Origin of the sequence: Oceanobacter antarcticus (assembly GCF_044962685.1) — a bacterium.
Classification (GTDB): Bacteria; Pseudomonadota; Gammaproteobacteria; order Pseudomonadales; family Oceanobacteraceae; genus Oceanobacter; species Oceanobacter antarcticus.
The window spans coordinates 110,746-129,681 of record NZ_JBBKTX010000013.1; the positions used below are offsets into that span (position 1 = coordinate 110,746).

Genomic DNA, 18,936 nt, shown 5'->3' on the forward strand with positions numbered 1-18,936 from the left:
CGTCTCTCTCAATACAGGGTTTTCTGCGGTGGGCCAGAAAATTCCAGCGGACCGACCCGTACCATATCCACCTCGATCAGCGCCGGGCCCTTCAAGCGCATGGCTTCACCGATCGCACTGGCAAATTCTTCTGCGGAACCGACTTGCCAGCTGGGCATCGCCATGGCTTTACCCACGTCACAGTAATTCGGTGTATGTAACTCGTTGTAGTACTGACGGCCTTCAAAGTAGCTGTTCTGAATACCCCGCATGACGCCATAACCTCCGTCATTCATTACGATCAGTACCATGTCGATATTTTCTTGCACCATGGTGGCCATTTCACCGATACCGAGCATCAAGCCACCATCGCCAACAATGGTCGCTATCTTCTTGCCTGGGTTGGCAATTGCAGCCCCAATACCTTGGGCCAGACCTAGGCCAATGGCACCTGCCAGCGAGTGTATGTTCTGATTTGGGTGTTGGAATGACAGCAAACGACTCCCCCAGGTAGAACCCGAGACAGTAATATCGCGGACAAAAATACCGTCTTGAGGCAGCGCATCTCGTAGCGCCTGACAGAGATTGGCGTAGTTGCCAACCTGTTCGATCAGACTGCTCTCAGCCTGCACCACCGCCCGTTTGATCGTACGATCGTATTCGCTGTCAATTCGATCAGGCAGATGTTCGGCCAAATACGCCAGAACCGGTTGGCAGTCAGCACAGATAAACTGATCCACCCGATAGTTACGATTCTGAGCACCGGGGTACGCATCAATCTGAATCAGGGGATGGCCAAACGAGGTTGAGTAACTGGTCGTTTCGTTACTGCGCAAACGGGAACCGGCAACCAGCACCAGATCCGCCTCTTCTAGCAGTTGTTTGACGGATGGGCTGTTATGAAAAGCACGCAGACTGCGTGGATGCGCATCAGGCAACAGACCACGCGCATGAGTCGTCGATAACACCGGAATGCCTTTGTCCGCCAAAGCAGTGATTGCAGCAACAGATGCAATCGCTCCACCGCCAACCCAGATCACCGGACGGCGGGCCTGTTGTATTTGGTGCAGTAAACCACTCAGTTCTTCCTGGCTGGCCACGGGCATCGCCGGTACAGCAATCGGCCCCAGATCGGCAGGCAGTGCAATTGTTGTGGCTTGCACATCAATCGGTATTTCCACACTGACCGGCCCCATTGGTACCGTACGCGCAACCCGAATGGCTTCACACAGAATGCCAACCACCTGATCCGGATGGGTGATGCGGTAGGCTGCCTTGCTGGCGGCACGTAAAAAGGTCAGCTGGTCTTTGGCTTCGTGGATAAAACTGGCATCCCTGTCCAGATAAGCAGATTCCACCTGACCGGTAATATGCAACATTGGGCTAGCGGCGTTACAGGCTTCTATCAGCGAGCCAACCGCATTACCCGCACCCGCACCGGTACTGGTCAGACAGACGCCCAGACCTTTAAAACGGCCATGGCTATCTGCCATGGTAGCGGCTCCGGCTTCTCCCCGGGCACACACAAAATGTATTTTTTCACGACGACCAATAGCATCGGCAATCGGCAAATTATGAATGGATATCACGCCATAAATATCAGCGACCCCATGGGCTTCCAGCACACGAGCGACGACTTCACCGACGGTTACTTGTTCTTTCATTACATCAACTCCAACAGTTGCGGTTCGTCGCCAATCAGGCTGACCAGTTGTTTGGCTCATCGCTCAAGCCCACATAAATACTTTTCTGTTGCATGTATTCCCGCACACCAGCACGGCCTTTTTCACGGCCCAAACCACTCTCTTTAAAGCCACCAAATGGCGCCGATACAGAGAATTTTTTATAGGTATTCAGCCATACCGTACCGGTGTCCAAGGTACGTGCCAGCCGCCAACCGCGCCGAAAATTTTCAGTCCAGATACCGGCCGCCAAACCAAACATACTGTCATTCGCCTGGGCAACCAGGTCGGCCTCGTTGTCAAACGGCAGTACCACCAGCACCGGGCCAAAAATTTCTTCCTGGCAGACATAGCTGCTATTACTCAAACCACTGATGATCGTCGGTGCATAAAAGCAACCAGCGTCGTAATCACAGGTTTCCGTTTTGCCGGTCAGGCGTTTGCCACCACACAGAATCGTTCCGCCATCAGCGCCGGCGCGCTCAACAAATCCCGCGACACTTTCCAGGTGGGCCATATTGATCAGTGACCCCATATGGATGCCGGGCTGTTCCGGATGACCGACACGCAAGCCTCGGGTCAATTCCAGTAAGCGCGCCATAAATGGCTCATAAATATTGTGATGCACAAACAGCCGCGCACCCGCGATACAGGCCTGGCCTGCTGAGCTGAAAATGCCGTAGCACACGCCCCGCGCAGCCATTTCAATATCGGCATCTTCCAGCACGATGGTGGGGGATTTTCCACCCAGCTCCAGTGAAATCGGAATCAGTTTCTCCGCAGCAATACCAGCCAGACGACGGCCTGTAGAGGTACCTCCGGTAAAGGCAATTTTGCGCACCTTCGGGTGTCTGGCGAGCGCTTCACCAACCACAGATCCTCGCCCAGGCAGTACACTCAGCAGACCTTTTGGCAAGCCCGCTTCTTCAAACAACCGCGCCAGTTCCAGTGCCGCCAGCGGCGTGGCTTCGGCGGGTTTCACAATCACGGCATTTCCCGCAGCCAGCGCCGGAGCAATCTTCTGCATCTCGCTGGCGATCGGTGAGTTCCACGGTGTAATCGCCACCACCACTCCCAGTGGTTCGTACACACTGGCCGTGATGTAATCATGGGAGCGCTGACTGGGAAGGCTTTCGTCCAGTGTTTCGCAAGCGGCAGCAAAATACCGTGCGGTACCCGCTGCGCTCATCACCAGTGCCATGGTTTCAGTCAGCGGCTTGCCGTTATCACGGGTTTGCAATGCGGCCAGTGTGGTTGCCCGGGCAGCCACCAGATCCGCTACTTTATAAAGAATCGCGGCGCGTTCATGGGGCAGGCGATGACGCCAGGATGGATCACGCCAGGCCTTGTCGGCGGCTTGTACGGCCTCTTCAACGTCGTCGGCATTGGCTGTGGCGATGTCAGCATTGATGCTGCCATCGGCCGGAAAGGTGGTGGCACGAAGCCCCCCACGTCCATTTTTCCACTCGCCTGCGATGTATATTGGCTTGACCATAATCAGCCTCCTCATCTGTAATTTACTGTCGAACGGCAAAGGGACACCCTTCCCATCCGGGAATATTTTTTGAACATCGGGTTTATCCGCTCAGGGCTGGATCACGAACTAGATCACCAGGGTCGACACACTCTGGCGACAGGCGCGCACCACACTCAGCGCTGCCAACGTTGAGGTTTTCGGATTATTGTCGAGCGGCTTGCCACACAGCTGGATACTCATTTCACCAAAACGCCCATATGCCTCTATCTGGTGCTGATTGGTCGTTGTAAACGGGTCAACCACCAACTGCACGCGAATGCCATCGAGGCCAAGGCTGGCCAAGGCAATGGTGGCGGCAACATTGGCATTGGCCGGAAAGGTCAGTGCTGCTTGTCGTGCCGTGCCTTCAAAAAATACCTGTGGCTGTTTAATGGTGGCCAAGTCAATCATGCTTTCGGCCGGACTGCCGCGCCAACTCTGCGGATTTTTGCGACATGTGTACGTCACCTGATGCAAGCCTCCCTCACGTGCAGCGGCCAAACCGTCGATACCGGCAATGGCGCCGGGCAAGGCATGTAAGCGCGCCTTACCGATTGCTGCTGCGGCATAGAGTTGATCAGCCAACTGGCGATCGGCCAGCGCACCGATGGAAATCATCATCAGATCCCAACCGCGCTGAAGCACCGCAGCACCATGGGCTCTTACTCCAGCCTGGCCTGCGCATTCAAGTACCAGGTCGGGCCGACCATCACATGCCGCCACCGCAGTAATCACCTGCACCTGATTACCCACTTGGCGCGCAATCCGGTCACGGCTGCGCTCTGTGGCGACGACCCAGCCCAGCACCATGCCTTCCGGTAACAGCTTCAGAACTTCTTCTGCCATGGCACCAAAGCCAATCATCATCAGTCGTTTCATGGATCGATTCCCGATCTGGTTATAGTTGCTTGCCAAAGCCACCGGAGACATCCAGCGTAGACCCGGTGGTGTACGAGGCTAATGGTGAAGCCAGAAACACCAGTGCTCGTGCTGGCTCTTCAGGACGTCCGAGGCGGGCCATCGGAATGCCACGCTGACTGGCAATGCCTGCGGTCCATTCTTCCCAGCTACTGTTCTGATCGGAGCGTTCCTGATAACGACGACGCCACTGCCCTGACTCCACCATACCGAGCAAAATTGAATTTACCCTTACACCTTTGGCGGCATACTCATGGGCCAGGGTGTGGGTAAAATTAAGCAAGGCGGCACGCGCTGCCGACGTCGCCATCATGTGCGGCTCTGGCTGTTTGGCCAGCAAGGAGTTCACGTTGGTAATGGATCCGATATTCGAGGCCAGTAACTGGTCGATAAAGGCACGTACCGGGCGAATCACCCCAAAAAGCTTCAAGCCTGTTTCAGCCAGCCAATCCTCATCGCAGGTATTGGCAAAGTTGGACACCCGCCCCTGACCAGCGTTGTTAATCAGGCAATCAGTGTTACCCAGTTCCACCGCGACAGCCGCCGCAAAGCGGCCCACTTCATCAGCGTTCAATACATCGCAACGACGGGCTATAAACTGGCCACCAGGAAAAGCCTCTTTGATCGTTGTGACCGACGCTGCCAGACGATCAGCATCGCGGCCACACCAGGCCACTTTGGCCCCTTCTTGCAGCAGCAAACGAACGGTTTCAAGGCCGATGCCAGAGGAACCACCAGTAACCACCACAACACGGTCTTTCAGCATAAAACTCATCATGTACTACCTGTCTTGGCAGACCCTGTCGACATCCAGTCCATCAGGGTCTGATTAACCAAAGTGGCGGCCTCGATATAACAGGCGTGGCCAGCGGCGGGAATTTCAACAAACTCGGTGGCATCAAAGTCCTGGGCCAATTGACGGGCACCTTGCGGGGGCGTGATGCCATCCATACCGCCGCAGATCACTCGCCGTACTGTCACATCCACCGGCAGATAGCACCAGATATCGTCATGAGCCAATAACCACGATGCGGCGCGAAAGCCTGGCAGCCGCAATCGCTTCATACTGTCGGCGACCAGTTCGACCTGTTCTGCAGTAGCACTGGCAGATAACAATGCGGCGGCCCGGCGTGCGGCCAGGCCATCCGCTCCTAGTTGTTCGAGTACATCGGGACGCTGATGGTAAATACGCTCACGAGTGTCCGCGTCCGACTTGCCATACCCCTGAGCCGGACTGGCCAGCAATAAACCGTCCAGACGTCCGGGATAACGATGGGCAAACGCTGCCGCAATCATGGCTCCCAGAGAATGACCCACCAACCAACAACGCTCCACGTCCAGTGCATCCAGCCAGTCAGCCAATCGCTCGGCGTAATCCATCGCCCCCGGCTGGCTGTCCGGCAGATCGGCACTGCGGCCATACCCTGGTGCATCCCAGGCCAGTACCCGGCAGTGCCGACCCAGGGCATCCAGCTGTTGCACCCAGGAACCCGAGCCAGAGCTGATGCCATGCAGTAACACCAGCACCTGGTTACACTTCGCGCTGCCTCCTTCGCGCCAGGTTTGTTGGCCTTCCGCCAGCAAGCAGGTACGCAGAGGAAAATGGTTGAGCATCCGGGTCAGCATGTTTACACCTGTTTGCTTACATTTTTTCGCGTTTGATTTTGGCTAACGGATGATCTTCAGGATAGGTCGGAATCGTTGGCTTTGGCGTTCCCAACATTACGCACATCAGTGCATCTTCCTGGGTATCGTTGTACAGACCCCGGTAGATACCTGGCGGAATGGATACCAGATCTCGCTCATGCAGCACGGTTTCGCACTTTTCTCCATCCTGTTCCAGAAACAGGCGGATCGAGCCACGTAACATAAAGAAGACTTCTTCGACATCGTCATGCAGATGCAGCGGGCCTTCACATTGGGCGGGTAACAACATGGTCGAGAAGGTGAAATGTTCCGATGGGACGGTATTGGTGTCGCTGGTGACGCCCGCAGCACCAGTACCCATATAGCGCATCTGGGCGCGACGGTACTTAGGGTCGTAGTCGGCTTGAAACTTGAGCGCATTGAAGTCGTAATTGCGATCTTCCTTACGGGCAATTCGGCCAGCCATAAATTCTTCAAGACTTTTATCTGTTGGTTTGCTCCAGCTTTCGAAGGTCTCGGACATGCTGTTTTCCTCAGGTTAATTCGCCATATGTCTGTGGGTGATGGCTCTGCCCACCTGCTCTTTTGCCATACCCTTAGCGGCTTGTATCACGGGGTTTGAGATGCCTCCGCGAACCTTTTCTGACTTATTTAGGCGACAATTGTTTTAAATTTGAAACATTGGTCTTTATATGAAACATGCTAGGCAGATTTACCCACTCGGTCAAGGCGAAAACATGACCCGTACCAACGGCTTCGTCGCCTTTGTCGCTACCAGCAGCCGATAGCGACACGTTTGTTAGAGATCCAGTACCAACCTGTTCGATTTGCAGCCAGAAACACAGATCATCATGGTGTTGTTGGCCGCTTTCTCTGCCTTGGTCAGCACCCCGTCACGATGGTCAATGTCACCTTCCAGCACGGCCACTTCACAAGAACCGCACACCCCTTCCCGGCAGGAACACTCAACCGCAATACCTGCACCTTCGAGCCGCTCCAGCAGAATATCGCCAGGATTGATCTGTAAGGTTTGCCCGGAACGGGCCAATTCAACCATATAGCAGCTGCGGGCATCTTCCGAGGCTGCAATATCAACCAGGGCGAATCGTTCAATATGTACGTTATGGTATGCCAGCCGTGCACACGAGGCTTCCAAGGCCTCCAGCATCGGCGCTGGGCCACAACCGTAGAAATGGGCTGAGATATCGCGTCCCTGCAGTAACTGTTCAAGGTTGGGAGGCGTCCCCTCTTCTTCATCAAAGCGGAAAGTGGCCGCCCCACCCAGCTCTTCAACCAATGTCTCAATTTCCTCAATAAATGCGGCTTCCTGACGGCTTCGAGCACAATAAATCAGCTCGGCAGAGCGCCCTTGCTGCAGCAGCTGGCGGAACATACACAGCACCGGTGTAATACCAATACCACCCGCTACCAGGACACTGTGACCCGCATGAGCATGTAGCGGGAAATTATTGCGCGGTGTGCTTATTGGCAAACGCGTACCCACTCGGAGTTGTTTGTGCACCCACTCCGAGCCTCCACGGCTCTTTTTGTCACGCAAAATACCGACAACATAGCGGTTATTGTCTGCCGCTGAGTTGTACAGTGAATAACTGCGTACCATGCCATTGGGCAAAAACAGATTGATATGTGAACCCGCCTCAAATGCAGGAAAATCCGCCATTCCAGGCTCTGGCCTCAACTCAATACTGATGATGCCTTCGGCCTCGTAGCGTATCTGGGACACCAGGGCGGCGAGAGTATCATTGCTCATAATCCGGCTCCGTTAATCGGCCTGTTTGATCAGGGATCTAAGGTCTGCATCCAGGTGAATACCGGCTTCGATTTCCACACATAGCTCAGGAAACACCAACCCGGAAACCTCAACCAGCGTTGAGGTCGGATAGACCGTTTGCCCAGCAAAAAAATCTTTGCGGGCACGGCCAATCGCCTCTTTGTCCGTGATCGCGGTAACGTACACAGTCAGTCGATAGATATTACCAATATGACCACCTGCAGCTTCAGCCAAAGCCAGAATTTTGCCCAATACCAGCAGCGTTTGCTGATAGGCATCCAGCGGTTCACCCGCTTCTGCTGCATTACGGGTGACAGGGTGGCCGGTCATTCCAGAGGTCACCAGTTCACGCCCCAATAACAGGGCGTTGGACCAACTGGCGGTTGCCAGCTCAGGGACATTGTCTGCCCAAACATGGGCTGCCAGATTATTCATCGCATTTATCACTGTTTCGGTTTCCGTTACTGTTTGGCTTCCAGTTCCTGCCTGGCCAGGTTCTTCATATAACGACGCAGTCGAACCAGACCTAAATCGTGCTGATAGAGCATTTCACGCTGATTGGCATCGGGTTCCATGGCTTCCAAAGCAAGACGATCCTGCTCCAGTACATGCCAATGGCGTGCTTCCAGACGGTTTTTATAGAGAAAGCGCCAGGTATCTTTTTGCCAGCCATTCAGCGGACGACAACGCCAATGGAAGACCGCTGCCAGTTGAGGGTTGAGCGGTACATACATCCCGATAATATGAAAGTTACCGCCCGGACCACCGGTCTTGGGATATGGAATTTCCAGACGCTGCCAGAGCAGGTTGGTATCGGCAAATTCACTCCAGTCGAAGTTGACGCCACGCTGGCCATCTTTTTCGAAAATAAAGCCGTGTTCCGTATCGCTGGTGACGAATTTTGCCTGGGTTTCCCCTTCCGACATGGAATGAGACATTTTGTGCAAGAAGGCACCGTGCATCGGATCCGCCACGTTATCCAGTACATAGCGGTAGTCCGCTTTCCATTCGCAATAACACAGGAAGCCGGAGTACTCATCGGAGGTCAGTTGTTCTGGCAGGGTCAGTTCAGGGGGTGTTTCCAACTGTGGATCGGTGGCGTTGTAAAGGAAGATGACATCTGCCACTTCTTTGGCGTGAAAACGGCGCGTCGGGCTGCTGCCTTCAAGCTTGCACCCCGGACTACCCGGTACTTTGCGCACTTTACCGCTACAGTCCACTTCTACACCGTGATACGGGCACTGCAGACGGTCACCAAGATTAACCCCTAACGACAATGGCGCACCACGGTGTGGGCAGTGATCTTCTACCGCATGAGCCGTGCCATCGGTATCGCGCCATAGTGCAATCTTGTAGCCCAGAATACGGAGTGAAACCGGCTTTTCCTGGGTCAGCTGAGTGGCTGGCAAGACTGGATACCAACGATCCTTAATGCCTTGCTGAAGAATAGTTTCGACCGGATCGGCACTGGTTTGAATGATGTTCATACTTGCTTCTCTCTCTGCTATGCCGTGTTACTCGCCCAGCTTGCTCATCAGGGTTTTATAGGACTCTTCGGTCCACCGACCGGTTGCCGTCGGGCATGGCGGCCCAGCCATGTTGAGAAAGTCCACCAGCGCGGGCAGATCATGGATTTGCTCCCCGAAAGCACGCTCAATTGAATCGGCCAGCAGGTCTTCAAACGGGGTGTTGTCACGGGTACGGGCCTGATGTGGCTCCAGATACGGTGCTTTCATTTACTGTCCTCCATTCTGTACACGTTCGCGGATCATTGCGCGCACTGGTACAAAGTCATACGTCGGGTAACATTCGGTGCGAAAAACGCCCCAGGCGGAACGCTCCAGCTCTACATTGATTTTTGGCAACAAGGACGGTGGCAAGCGCAGTGTTACGATCTGTCCAAGCCCCATGGCAACCGTCCAGGAAACGATTTCCACGCCTTCCACAGGAAAGCGCTCCCACCAGTCCATTTTTTTCATATGGCTCTGGATCTCTTCCAGATTCTTCGACTGGTCATGCTTCAGCACCACCGTCAGCAACAGGGTGTCGTTCGTCTGTGCACTACTCACACCGGGATCTCCTCAGATTCGCCTTGCAGTGGGACAGTCCAGGCATCGTAGCCGTACACCCAGTCAGCACTGCCCGCATTTTTGAGCCACTGATTGGAGCGCGAGCCGACTTGAATCTGACGGGCACGATCCTGACGTACCGTCTGATACACATGCAGTGCCGCTTCCGCTTCGTCGCCGTTGGTGGCGTGTTCCAGCGTCCGCGCCAGTACGATGGCATCTTCAATCGCCTGACCCGCTCCCTGGGCCATAAACGGCATCATCGGATGGCAAGCATCGCCCAACAAAGCAATACGTCCCTTGCTCCAGCACTCCAACGGATCCCGTTCGTACAGGGCGGTTTTCAGTACCTCGTCACACGCATCCAGCAAGTTCCGAGCCTGTGGATGGAAATGGGTATAGTGGCTACGCAACTCGTCGCAGTCTCCCGCACCCGTCCAGCTCTCTTCAGTCCAGCTGTTCTGGGCGGTCGTGGCAAAAATAAAGATGTCCTTACCCTGATTCAGCGGGAAGGTCACAATCTGACTTTCCGGGGTTTCACCCCACCATTTGGTGAAAGCCTGAATATCCGGAATATCTTGCAGCCGTTCGACGGGTACCACGGCACGGTAGGCAACCACTCCGGTAAAGCGCGGCTGTTCTTCTCCAAACAAATGGGCACGTACGGCGGAGTGAATACCATCACCACCGAGCACAACATCCAGCGGATAACTCTGGCCTGCCGTGGTTTCCACCACAACACCATTAGTCTGTTCCTCAATACGATTGATACGGGCGTTAAACACCACGTTACGGCGATCAAACGCAGCGGCCAAAGCTGCCAGCAGGTCTGCACGATGAATGGTCAGCTGTGGTGCTCCATATTGGATCTCAGCGTCATTCGACATAGCCAGACGTGAGGTTTCTTCGCCGCTATCCCACATCCGGCTAATGCGATGGGTGGGGCGGGCGGCCGTTTTGCGAATGGCTTCATTCAGACCCAGACCATCCAGGGCCTTGACGGCATTTGGAGTCAGGTTAATGTCAGCACCAATCCGCAAATACGCTTTTGATTGTTCGAAAACGGTGACCTCATGGCCCATGCGCTGCAATGCGATAGCAGCGGTCAAACCACCAATACCGCCACCTACCACACCAATTGATAATTTCGCCATGGAATACTCCTTACGGTTTGTCTCGGGCGGTAATAAACGTTTTGCTGGCCGCTTGCGGGCCGCTGGATTGACGGCGGGTATTGCCGTCTATGCCTCCAGAGATGGCCCACTCGGCAAAAACAGTTGGGCCAGGCTCGAAGTCGCGGGGCTGCCATTCCGCGGTCAGCTCATCTTCGTCGGCGTAGTATTCCACCAGTGCTCCCGCCGGGTTGCGGAAGTACCAGAAAAATGCCGACGATATCGGGTGACGACCCGGCCCAAGTTCAGTATCCCAACCCAGGCGGGAAATATTCATGCCGCCACCAAAGACTTCGTGAATATCGCGTACGGCAAAAGCGACATGATTGAGTCCGGCCCGAGGTTCTGGCGGTTGCAGTAAAAAGATGTCGTGGTGACCGCCTTTCTCGGAGCAACGCATGAATGCACCTTTCTGCGGATATCGATCGGATGTCACAAAATCCAGAGTGTCGCGATAAAAGGCTTCACAGGCCATCACGTCATTGACGAAGAACACGACATGGCCCACTTCAATCGGGGTAGCTTGATCATAAATCGGGCTGGGCTGATTAATCCGGCCACGCTCGTTCCAGCTGTTGTGGCCGACACACTCAATCTCAATGTCGCGTTTGATGCTTTTCTGCAGACGCACACCCAGGCCATTCGGATCAAGACAACCCGCATGTTGCCCGGTAAAAAAATAGCCTGGCTTGGAAGCCATCCGGTCGGCATACCAAGCCAGGTCGTCATCGGATTCCACTCCCCAGACCACTTCTCTCAGTGTCGGTCCAGTTTCAATGGCAGGGGGCAAGGAAGCATCGTCCTTGTGCTTGATCACTACCCGGCAGCCATTCAGTGTTTCGAACACCTGTTCGGTCGCCGAATGACTCAGTAGCGTCAGACCCCAATCGGCAAAGAAGCGCTGGCATAACGCCAGATCTTCCACACCAAACGTAATTTCGTCGATTCCCAATATACTCATGTTCTGTTCTCGCTCAGAGCTTGCTTTAATCAGGCTGAACCCGATTCATGGCATCACAAAACCGCCGTTGACTGGCAGTGTTTGTCCGGTAATAAAGCGGGCCATATCCGACAAGGCAAAAATCACCGCACCACAAACGTCTTCCGGCAGTTGGGTGCGCTTCAGTGGACGTTGTTGGCGATACAGATCCTTGCGGCCTTGTGGCACATATGCCGTGGCCTCTACGGCAACCAGACCTGGTGCGATGGCGTTCACCGTGATGTTGTCATCACCTAGCTCGGTTGCCAGAGAGCGCGTCATGGCCATGATGGCACCTTTGCTGGCGGTATAAGCCAGCAGCTGCGGTGCGCCCCAGATGGCGGTATCGGAAGCCAGATTCACAATGGCACCACGACCACTCATTCGCAGTGCAGGCAAACAGGCATTCGTTACCAACCAGCTACCACGGACATTCACTTCCATCACCCGATCCCAGGTGTCGATTGCCAGCTCTTCGGTGGTTTTACCTCCAGAGTTGGTGATCGCGGCGTTATTGACCACCCCATCCAGACCGCCCAGCGCCTCTACCGCCTGCGAGACAGCCATGGCGACCGATTGAGGATCGCGCACATCTAGCGCCAATCCAGTCGCATCGAGACCCTGATCCCGCAAAGTAGCAGCGGATGCTTTGACCTGTTCTTCCAGAATATCGGCTAGCGCCACACGTGCTCCAGCACGCGCCAGTTGTTCGGCAAAAACCAATCCAAGCCCACGGGCAGCGCCAGTGACCAGTACCTTACGCCCCTTCAGAAGTTGGTTGATCGTACTCATCTATGCCTCTCCTCACGCAGTCGCCAGATTGGCTTTGGGCATGTAGTGCAACACTCGCTTCTCCGCCAACACCACACCGCCATAGGCAACAATCCCGATAAGTGTGAGGCCTACGATGGCAACAAACACACCAGCGGTATTTCCCTGACCTTCAGAATCCACCAACAAGTAGCCCAGACCCAGATTGCCACCCACCAGCTCGCCTACTGTGACGCCAATCACCGCCAGCGTGGAGGCAATACGCAAGCCAGAAAACAGCGCGGGCATGGCAGATGGAAATTCCACCAGCCGGAAGATCTGCCAACGGCTGGCATTCATGATGCGAATCAGGTTGACCATATCCGGGTCAACTGTGCGCACTGCGGACAGCACGTTAATCATCACCGGGAAAAAAACGATCAGTACTGCGACCAGAATTTTGGGATAAATGGTGTACCCCAGCCACATCACAAACAGCGGTGCAAAGGCGACTTTCGGGGCAATTTGCAACGCCAGGATATAAGGTGACAACATCGCTTCAGCAGCAGGGGACAACCCCAGGGCGACACCGATCGCAAGCCCCAGAAATGCCCCAATACCAAAGCCGAGCAGCACCTCTACCGCAGTGATCAGAGTATGTTTGAGCAGCTCGCTGTTGTTCCACATAACGAAGAACTCATGCCAGACATGGCTCAAATTGGGCAGCACGTATTCAGGCATACCCATAGCTGCAGGCCCCCACTCCCAGCTCCCCAGAAACAGCAGCAGAATCCCGACACTGCCGGCAATGGTTCGATTATTCATTGTTATGCCTCCTGTCACGCCTTATTGACGTTCATCGATTGCGGTCACCAGAATGTGCGGCTTGGTAGACTGTGATGTGATCGAGGCGCCAGGGCGGGCGTTCTTGGCAAACTCATTGGTGAACAAATCCTGCAGTGACACTGCATGCTTGACGATGCCCTCGTCGAGGTAAAATTTGGCGACACCTGCCAGTCGGTTTTCATCAATCAGACCTGGCATCAGCTGATTTTTGTAAACACGTTCATTAAACAGGGCAAAGGCACGTTCGAGATAATCTTCCCGGCCTTTGAATGAAGGGACTGCGGTGGCAAAATCGATCGCCGCCTGCTGCGGATCGGCCATGATGTCACGCATGCCCTTGAGGGTTGCGGTCACAACGCCCTGGACAATGTCCGGGTGATTATTGATAGCATCATCAGAAGCAAGAATTGCCTGCGCCATACTGTCAAACATATTGGCTTCAGGCATCAGGCTGACACTGCGGCCACCATCACGAGCCGAGATGACCCAGTCTGGGGCGCCAGCCATCGCATCGGCTTTACCTGCCGCAAACAATTTCCAGACACCGGCAGGTCCCGCCGCCTGAATATCCAGATCGGTCTTGCTGAGACCTGCTTTTTTCAGTGTCGCCAGCAAGGCATAATACGTGGTGTCCGAATACGACATGACGGTGACCGTCTTGCCTTTCAAATCGGCCACGCTTTTAACCCCCGAGTCATCCCCCATGGCCAAAACGGTCAGACTGCCCGCACCCAACACGGCAACGGCTTTCACTGGAATACCGTTGGCGCGAACAATCAGCGGAGTGTCACCAATAGCACCACCGACCATGGCGTTACCAGAGCCGATCTGTTTGGCAACGTCGACACCTCCACGAGCGGTAACAAAATTGACCTTCAGGTTTTCTTCGGCGAAGTAGCCTTTGTATTGCGCCAGCGTCCAGGGTGCAAATGCAGGCAGCGTGGGTGGAGCAGGCATGAGGTACGTAATTTCCTGCAATTCTGCCTGAGAAAAGGTAGACCAGATCATGGCGGCACTTACCATCGAGGCCCTGACGAGGGTTTTGCTAAATAGCTTCATGGTGTACTCCTGTCGATTACAGTCGTTTTTGGTTGTTTGTTTTCAATCAATGCATTGAGCCTTCATCACCAACGTGCAACAGTTCCATCAGGCGACCGATCAGAGGGCCTGTACCCGGTAATTTGCGACGTTCAAGTGGGTTGTTGCGAAATGGAAGGTCTACCGTTATTTCTTCAATGATGGTGCCGGGGCGGCTGCTCATTACCAGAATACGATCGGAAAGTGCGACCGCCTCTGCCAGATCATGAGTAATAAAAAGGGCCGTTTTCTGTTCGTTGTAGAGCGTATTCGCCAGATCCTGTTGCAATACCATCTTGGTCTGGGCATCCAGCGCCGAAAATGGCTCATCAAGAAACAGGACGTCTGGCTTCATCGCCAGCGTTCGTGCCAGAGCCGCACGTTGGCGCATCCCCCCGGACAACTGGAATGGATAATGCTTTTCAAACCCTGCCAAGTGACATTTAGCCAACATGTCCCGGGCGATGGCCTGACGCTCAGCCTTGGGCACTCGCGCTATTTCCATCCCGACTTCGACGTTCTTTTGAATCGTGCGCCACGGCATTAGCAAATCTTTTTGCAACATAAAGGCAACCCGTTTGACTGGGCCTTTGACTTCTTGCCCCGCCACCATCACGGTGCCAGTCGTAGCGGAGTACAATCCACTGCCCATGTTCAGCAGGGTGCTTTTGCCACAACCGGATGGACCAATAAGAGAAACGACTTCACCCTTTCGAATAGCAAAGTTCAAATCCTTGACTACGGCGGGGGCTTGCTGTTGATCCTTTTGTGGAAATGCCTTGCTGACGCCACGGAACTCAATCTCGACCCGATTAGGGGTTACATCACCACCAGGAGCAGCCACCGCTGCGGTGGATTCTCTGGTTACAGATTCATTGACGACATACATAGGGCTGGTTGTGGTCATAGGAATCACTCTTTGTTTCATATCTGAATTGTTGATTTATATGTGAAATTACAATGCAGGTATGATGCCAGCCTTACCAAATTCCTTGCCAGCCGATCAGAAATTAGAATAAATATGTTTATTTTCAATAAGTTAAATAAAGAACATCTGTTATTGGTAGATGTGTTTCCAAAGCGTAGGTGAGAATGACAATACCCATTCCACTGGATCTGCATGAAAAACACACCAAAGGGGCGCACGGATAGGCACCATGCACCAGAAACAAACATACCCGAGCCAGTGACATCTCCAGCGTTTATCTGACAGGCTGGAAACAGACATAAAAAAGCCCCGCATCAGCGAGGCCTGGTATATCCAGCGTTCCGAAATCAGTATTCAACCGCTCGACGACCCTTGGTGTACCCCAGTAAGCGGGATAATTCAGCTGCATTGCTACGTACTTTGACCACCAGAGGTTGCAACTGTTGTTCATCAATGTGGTCTGACGGAATTGTCGCTCCCAGCGCCGCAACCACCTTTCCCGAGCCATCCCGCACAGGGGCAGCAATGGTGGAAATACTGGATTCGTAAAAGCCTTCGCTCAAGGCATACCCACGTTGCATGTCCTGCTGCACCATTGCGTGTAAATCGGCCACCGTACGCGGGGTGCTGGAAGAGTAACCCGGCAACGGGTCATCCGGATACAACTCGTACAGCTCGGCCAAGTCCAGATCTTCTAGCAGAATTCGCCCCAACACAGTCGCATGCGCCGGTAATCGGGTACCAACGTTGACCGAGCTGGCAAGAATCGTTGGTGGCGTGACCTTGGCGACGTACACAATCGATTGCTCATCCCGTACCACCAGGTTACAGCTGTAGCCAATGTCCCGGCTCAGACGATTTAGCACAGGCTGTCCCAGTTCTGTCAGTTCCAGTGACGCCAGATATTCAAACCCCAGCCGTAATACCGCCATGCCCAGTCGGTACTCATTCCCGTAACGGGTTACAAATCCCATGCTTTCCAGCGTTGCCAGCAAACGAAAGACGGTGGTTCGCGGCAGATCCAGCCGTTTAGCCAGATCTGGCGCGGTCAACAGGGTGTTCTGGCGATTGAATTCCAGTAACAGCTTCAGGCCGCGCTCAAGACCAGGCACAACATACCGTTCCAGGCCTTCTGATTTTTCATTCATGGTTTGCTCCGGATGCACTGTTCAATGCCGCCATCCTGCTGGTGGCATGAATCCAAGGTCTGGAAATTCTCACAGCGAGACAAAGATTGTCAAACCGGTATATGACTCGATCAAGAGCTAGCGGATTGGCAAGAGACAAATTCACCCTATTCGTTCTCTCTCGGGCCGGTTCTGACGAGTAAACCAGCAATGTCAACAATTCTGTCGGTTCAGCAATTGACCTAAGGACGCTAGACACTTAGTTTTATTTTAAATACAAAACAATGTTTCTTATTTGAAACAACCAATAACCGGCATCCGAGGTAATCTCTGCATGAAACAGACCCTAACCACTCTGACTGGCGCTTGCGTCCTGGTACTTTCCACCCAGGCGATTGCAGATACCAAACCACCTCAGGTTTACGGCACCATCAGTGCCCGCGTCGTGGACTTCAGTGATACCAACTTCATCGGTCAGGATGTGGATAGTACACCCACCTTGTATGAAGGTATTGTGGGCCTCAAAGGCCTGCATATTCTGCAAAACGGGATGAAATTGGCGTACCGGTTTGAGGCTGATTTTGCCCCTATCGCAGAAGCAGATGGCAGTGAAAGCAAATACTACGGTGCAACATCAACAGAAGACCCGATCTTTATTCGCTATGCCGGCGCGGCACTGATCACTCAGTATGGTCTGTTTGCTTTCGGTGACGCCATGTCCGGGGTGTATTCTGAATTCTACGCCCCGGTCGATGTATTCGAAGTGAATACCCAAGACAGTACTCCGACCGGTGCTCCCAACGGTTCCCGCATGTGGACTCAAACCAAATGGTCAAAAGACGGGTTGGTCTATAAAACCCCGGTATGGAACCATATGTTTGCCAAGGTGGTATACGCCTCCATCGGGAATGAATCCGGTGAAGCAGATGACCTGAAGATCATTCACGGTGTGTACAAGGACAAGGCATTCATGTTTGGTGTCAACTTGTCAGTCTATGACAAGACATTGGCCGGAGCCGCCAACGGTGAAGATGATCGCAAGCGTTGGGTTGTAGCGTCTCACTACAATTGGGACAGCTTCAGCCTGGCTGGCGTGTATGAAAAGAACATCGCACTCGGCAGCGCCGGTGCTGATTTCGACGTCAAAGCCGTTACCGGCACCTACACGAATGGGGCGTTCAGTGCGTCCGCATCCTGGCAAAATCGCGAAACGCCAAGTGCTGGAGCACTTACGGAAGACACCGCAAAGCTGGCCAAGGTGAGCTATCAACTGGATCCAATGATGGAATTGTGGCTGGAAGCAGGCAAATACAGCGAATCAGACAACGACAACATCGGTGTTGGTACCAAAGTAAAATTCTGATTGGCTGTCATCTGCCAAAAGGAGGTGAATCGCAAGGAAGCGATTCACTGGCCATCAATCCAACTCCCCCCGGTCGCTGATGGCCAAGGGCAGCAATGCTGAACGGGTTGCTGCAGGGCTGGTTATCCTTCGTTTCCAGACCTTCATCGTTTGCGTGTGATCGCTAGTCTGCGGTCCTCGCCTTTTTTTGCCCGTCTCCCAGAAACTCACGAATCGCCCGAAGCTGATCTCGCGCCATTAGTGCTGGCGCATGGCCAATCCCCGGGAATTCCACCAGCGTCACGTTTGCCTGGGCGGCCATGGTGAGCGCGGTTTCCGCTAACAGCAGATCAGAATCACCACCACGAATCAGCAGTGTATCGATCCTGACGTTTTGCCAGATGGCTGACAAATCAACATCGGTCAGTGGAACCCCAGAAAATGCTTCAGCAATCGCCGGGTCGTATCGCAACCGGTAACGACCGGCGTGAGGCTCGACGCTGTAACGTGCCAGATGTTGCCACTGGTCATCGGTGAGCGGGCCAAACGAGCTGGCAATGTCGCGCAGGTAGACTTCTACCGCCGCCAGCTCGGCAAACTCAGTGCCCTTGCCGACATAGCCGGACAGGCGTTCCAGCGCTGCCTTGGGAATAAAAAAGCCGACGTCATTAATCACCAGCTTGCGCAGCGGACAAACCGGTTGGGCAGCCAGCATCATGCCGATCAGGCCACCCATGGAGGTGCCCACCCAGTCGAATTCTGTCACCTGGTATGTCAGCGCCAGATGCTGCAGGCATTGCTGCAGCTGGCCGACATACAGCGGATAGCCGTAAAGCTCAGGGTTCTGGAGCCGTTCACTGTCGCCTCGGCCGGCCACATCCGGGCAAATAACCCGGTAATGTTCGGTGAGCGCTTGTGCCAGCACGTCAAAGTCACGCGCGTTACGGGTAAGCCCGTGTACGCACACCAGCAGTGGAGCATGTGGACGGGCAGACGGCCAGAACAGGTAGCTGCCCTGGTGTGGGCCTTCGGCGGTCTGGTATTGGTAGGAACAGCATTGAGCTTGCTGACGCATAAGAACTTCCTCGCCATGACTGTCAGTAACCCGGAGG

General features: G+C 54.2%; 20 protein-coding genes. 1 reads left to right on the forward strand and 19 read right to left on the reverse strand.

Annotation, left to right across the window (positions count from 1 at the left end; all coding sequences use genetic code 11):
- Positions 1–8: 8 nt before the first annotated feature.
- The 18 genes from WG929_RS11845 to WG929_RS11930 form a co-directional block, all read right to left on the reverse strand.
- Positions 9–1,643: a thiamine pyrophosphate-binding protein gene (locus WG929_RS11845; RefSeq protein WP_416206177.1), complete on the reverse strand. Its 1,635-nt coding sequence runs from the start codon at positions 1,641–1,643 to the stop codon at positions 9–11.
- A gap of 34 nt (positions 1,644–1,677) precedes the next feature.
- On the reverse strand, positions 1,678–3,156 hold the full coding sequence (locus tag WG929_RS11850) for an aldehyde dehydrogenase (RefSeq protein ID WP_416206178.1): 1,479 nt from the start codon (positions 3,154–3,156) through the stop codon (positions 1,678–1,680).
- A gap of 108 nt (positions 3,157–3,264) precedes the next feature.
- Positions 3,265–4,056 (reverse strand): aspartate dehydrogenase, encoded by a 792-nt coding sequence (locus WG929_RS11855; RefSeq protein WP_416206179.1) that lies wholly within the window; start codon positions 4,054–4,056, stop codon positions 3,265–3,267.
- Positions 4,057–4,075: 19 nt separating this feature from the next.
- A complete protein-coding gene (locus tag WG929_RS11860; RefSeq protein WP_416206180.1) occupies positions 4,076–4,873 on the reverse strand; it encodes an SDR family oxidoreductase in 798 nt (265 codons plus the stop codon).
- Positions 4,870–5,721: an alpha/beta fold hydrolase gene (locus WG929_RS11865; protein ID WP_416206181.1), complete on the reverse strand. Its 852-nt coding sequence runs from the start codon at positions 5,719–5,721 to the stop codon at positions 4,870–4,872. The genes WG929_RS11860 and WG929_RS11865 overlap by 4 nt, the downstream gene beginning before the upstream one ends.
- A gap of 16 nt (positions 5,722–5,737) precedes the next feature.
- Positions 5,738–6,265: a cupin domain-containing protein gene (locus tag WG929_RS11870; RefSeq protein ID WP_416206182.1), complete on the reverse strand. Its 528-nt coding sequence runs from the start codon at positions 6,263–6,265 to the stop codon at positions 5,738–5,740.
- A 276-nt stretch (positions 6,266–6,541) separates the two neighbouring features.
- The gene (locus WG929_RS11875) at positions 6,542–7,513 is read right to left on the reverse strand and encodes a PDR/VanB family oxidoreductase (protein ID WP_416206183.1); all 972 of its coding nucleotides are present in this window, start codon (positions 7,511–7,513) and stop codon (positions 6,542–6,544) included.
- A gap of 12 nt (positions 7,514–7,525) precedes the next feature.
- Positions 7,526–7,969: a RidA family protein gene (locus WG929_RS11880; RefSeq protein ID WP_416206184.1), complete on the reverse strand. Its 444-nt coding sequence runs from the start codon at positions 7,967–7,969 to the stop codon at positions 7,526–7,528.
- A gap of 26 nt (positions 7,970–7,995) precedes the next feature.
- Positions 7,996–9,021, reverse strand: a complete 1,026-nt coding sequence (locus WG929_RS11885) for a Rieske 2Fe-2S domain-containing protein (protein ID WP_416206185.1) — start codon at positions 9,019–9,021, stop codon at positions 7,996–7,998.
- Positions 9,022–9,048: 27 nt separating this feature from the next.
- The gene (locus WG929_RS11890) at positions 9,049–9,270 is read right to left on the reverse strand and encodes a recombinase-like helix-turn-helix domain-containing protein (protein WP_416206186.1); all 222 of its coding nucleotides are present in this window, start codon (positions 9,268–9,270) and stop codon (positions 9,049–9,051) included.
- Positions 9,271–9,603, reverse strand: a complete 333-nt coding sequence (locus WG929_RS11895) for a hypothetical protein (RefSeq protein ID WP_416206187.1) — start codon at positions 9,601–9,603, stop codon at positions 9,271–9,273.
- Positions 9,600–10,757: an FAD-dependent monooxygenase gene (locus WG929_RS11900; RefSeq protein WP_416206188.1), complete on the reverse strand. Its 1,158-nt coding sequence runs from the start codon at positions 10,755–10,757 to the stop codon at positions 9,600–9,602. The genes WG929_RS11895 and WG929_RS11900 overlap by 4 nt, the downstream gene beginning before the upstream one ends.
- A 10-nt stretch (positions 10,758–10,767) precedes the next feature.
- Positions 10,768–11,736: a VOC family protein gene (locus WG929_RS11905; RefSeq protein ID WP_416206189.1), complete on the reverse strand. Its 969-nt coding sequence runs from the start codon at positions 11,734–11,736 to the stop codon at positions 10,768–10,770.
- Between the two features lie 45 nt (positions 11,737–11,781).
- Entirely contained in the window at positions 11,782–12,546 is a 765-nt protein-coding gene (locus tag WG929_RS11910) for an SDR family oxidoreductase (RefSeq protein WP_416206190.1), read from the reverse strand.
- Between the two features lie 12 nt (positions 12,547–12,558).
- Complete coding sequence (locus WG929_RS11915; RefSeq protein ID WP_416206191.1) at positions 12,559–13,329, reverse strand: ABC transporter permease; 771 nt, start codon at positions 13,327–13,329, stop codon at positions 12,559–12,561.
- A gap of 21 nt (positions 13,330–13,350) precedes the next feature.
- The gene (locus tag WG929_RS11920; protein WP_416206192.1) at positions 13,351–14,409 is read right to left on the reverse strand and encodes an ABC transporter substrate-binding protein; all 1,059 of its coding nucleotides are present in this window, start codon (positions 14,407–14,409) and stop codon (positions 13,351–13,353) included.
- Positions 14,410–14,455: 46 nt separating this feature from the next.
- The gene (locus tag WG929_RS11925) at positions 14,456–15,334 is read right to left on the reverse strand and encodes an ABC transporter ATP-binding protein (RefSeq protein WP_416206193.1); all 879 of its coding nucleotides are present in this window, start codon (positions 15,332–15,334) and stop codon (positions 14,456–14,458) included.
- A 368-nt stretch (positions 15,335–15,702) separates the two neighbouring features.
- Positions 15,703–16,503 carry an IclR family transcriptional regulator gene (locus WG929_RS11930; RefSeq protein WP_416206194.1) on the reverse strand — a complete coding sequence of 267 codons (801 nt, stop codon included), beginning with the start codon at positions 16,501–16,503 and terminating at the stop codon, positions 15,703–15,705.
- Positions 16,504–16,816: 313 nt separating this feature from the next.
- Between WG929_RS11930 and WG929_RS11935 the strand changes: the two genes are divergently transcribed.
- Positions 16,817–17,845 carry a porin gene (locus WG929_RS11935; protein ID WP_416206195.1) on the forward strand — a complete coding sequence of 343 codons (1,029 nt, stop codon included), beginning with the start codon at positions 16,817–16,819 and terminating at the stop codon, positions 17,843–17,845.
- Between the two features lie 163 nt (positions 17,846–18,008).
- Here the strand turns inward: WG929_RS11935 and WG929_RS11940 are convergent, their stop codons facing one another.
- A complete protein-coding gene (locus WG929_RS11940) occupies positions 18,009–18,899 on the reverse strand; it encodes an alpha/beta fold hydrolase (RefSeq protein ID WP_416206196.1) in 891 nt (296 codons plus the stop codon).
- Positions 18,900–18,936 lie beyond the last annotated feature (37 nt).

Coding starts and splice junctions, on each gene's coding strand:
- WG929_RS11915 (WP_416206191.1), bottom strand. CDS start 13,329: ATGAATAATCGAACCATTGCCGGCAGTGTCGGGATTCTGCTGCTGTTT.
- WG929_RS11845 (WP_416206177.1), bottom strand. CDS start 1,643: ATGAAAGAACAAGTAACCGTCGGTGAAGTCGTCGCTCGTGTGCTGGAA.
- WG929_RS11860 (WP_416206180.1), bottom strand. CDS start 4,873: ATGATGAGTTTTATGCTGAAAGACCGTGTTGTGGTGGTTACTGGTGGT.
- WG929_RS11925 (WP_416206193.1), bottom strand. CDS start 15,334: ATGACCACAACCAGCCCTATGTATGTCGTCAATGAATCTGTAACCAGA.
- WG929_RS11880 (WP_416206184.1), bottom strand. CDS start 7,969: ATGAATAATCTGGCAGCCCATGTTTGGGCAGACAATGTCCCTGAGCTG.
- WG929_RS11920 (WP_416206192.1), bottom strand. CDS start 14,409: ATGAAGCTATTTAGCAAAACCCTCGTCAGGGCCTCGATGGTAAGTGCC.
- WG929_RS11905 (WP_416206189.1), bottom strand. CDS start 11,736: ATGAGTATATTGGGAATCGACGAAATTACGTTTGGTGTGGAAGATCTG.
- WG929_RS11940 (WP_416206196.1), bottom strand. CDS start 18,899: ATGCGTCAGCAAGCTCAATGCTGTTCCTACCAATACCAGACCGCCGAA.
- WG929_RS11855 (WP_416206179.1), bottom strand. CDS start 4,056: ATGAAACGACTGATGATGATTGGCTTTGGTGCCATGGCAGAAGAAGTT.
- WG929_RS11850 (WP_416206178.1), bottom strand. CDS start 3,156: ATGGTCAAGCCAATATACATCGCAGGCGAGTGGAAAAATGGACGTGGG.
- WG929_RS11875 (WP_416206183.1), bottom strand. CDS start 7,513: ATGAGCAATGATACTCTCGCCGCCCTGGTGTCCCAGATACGCTACGAG.
- WG929_RS11910 (WP_416206190.1), bottom strand. CDS start 12,546: ATGAGTACGATCAACCAACTTCTGAAGGGGCGTAAGGTACTGGTCACT.
- WG929_RS11890 (WP_416206186.1), bottom strand. CDS start 9,270: ATGAAAGCACCGTATCTGGAGCCACATCAGGCCCGTACCCGTGACAAC.
- WG929_RS11935 (WP_416206195.1), top strand. CDS start 16,817: ATGAAACAGACCCTAACCACTCTGACTGGCGCTTGCGTCCTGGTACTT.
- WG929_RS11930 (WP_416206194.1), bottom strand. CDS start 16,503: ATGAATGAAAAATCAGAAGGCCTGGAACGGTATGTTGTGCCTGGTCTT.
- WG929_RS11900 (WP_416206188.1), bottom strand. CDS start 10,757: ATGGCGAAATTATCAATTGGTGTGGTAGGTGGCGGTATTGGTGGTTTG.
- WG929_RS11885 (WP_416206185.1), bottom strand. CDS start 9,021: ATGAACATCATTCAAACCAGTGCCGATCCGGTCGAAACTATTCTTCAG.
- WG929_RS11870 (WP_416206182.1), bottom strand. CDS start 6,265: ATGTCCGAGACCTTCGAAAGCTGGAGCAAACCAACAGATAAAAGTCTT.
- WG929_RS11865 (WP_416206181.1), bottom strand. CDS start 5,721: ATGCTGACCCGGATGCTCAACCATTTTCCTCTGCGTACCTGCTTGCTG.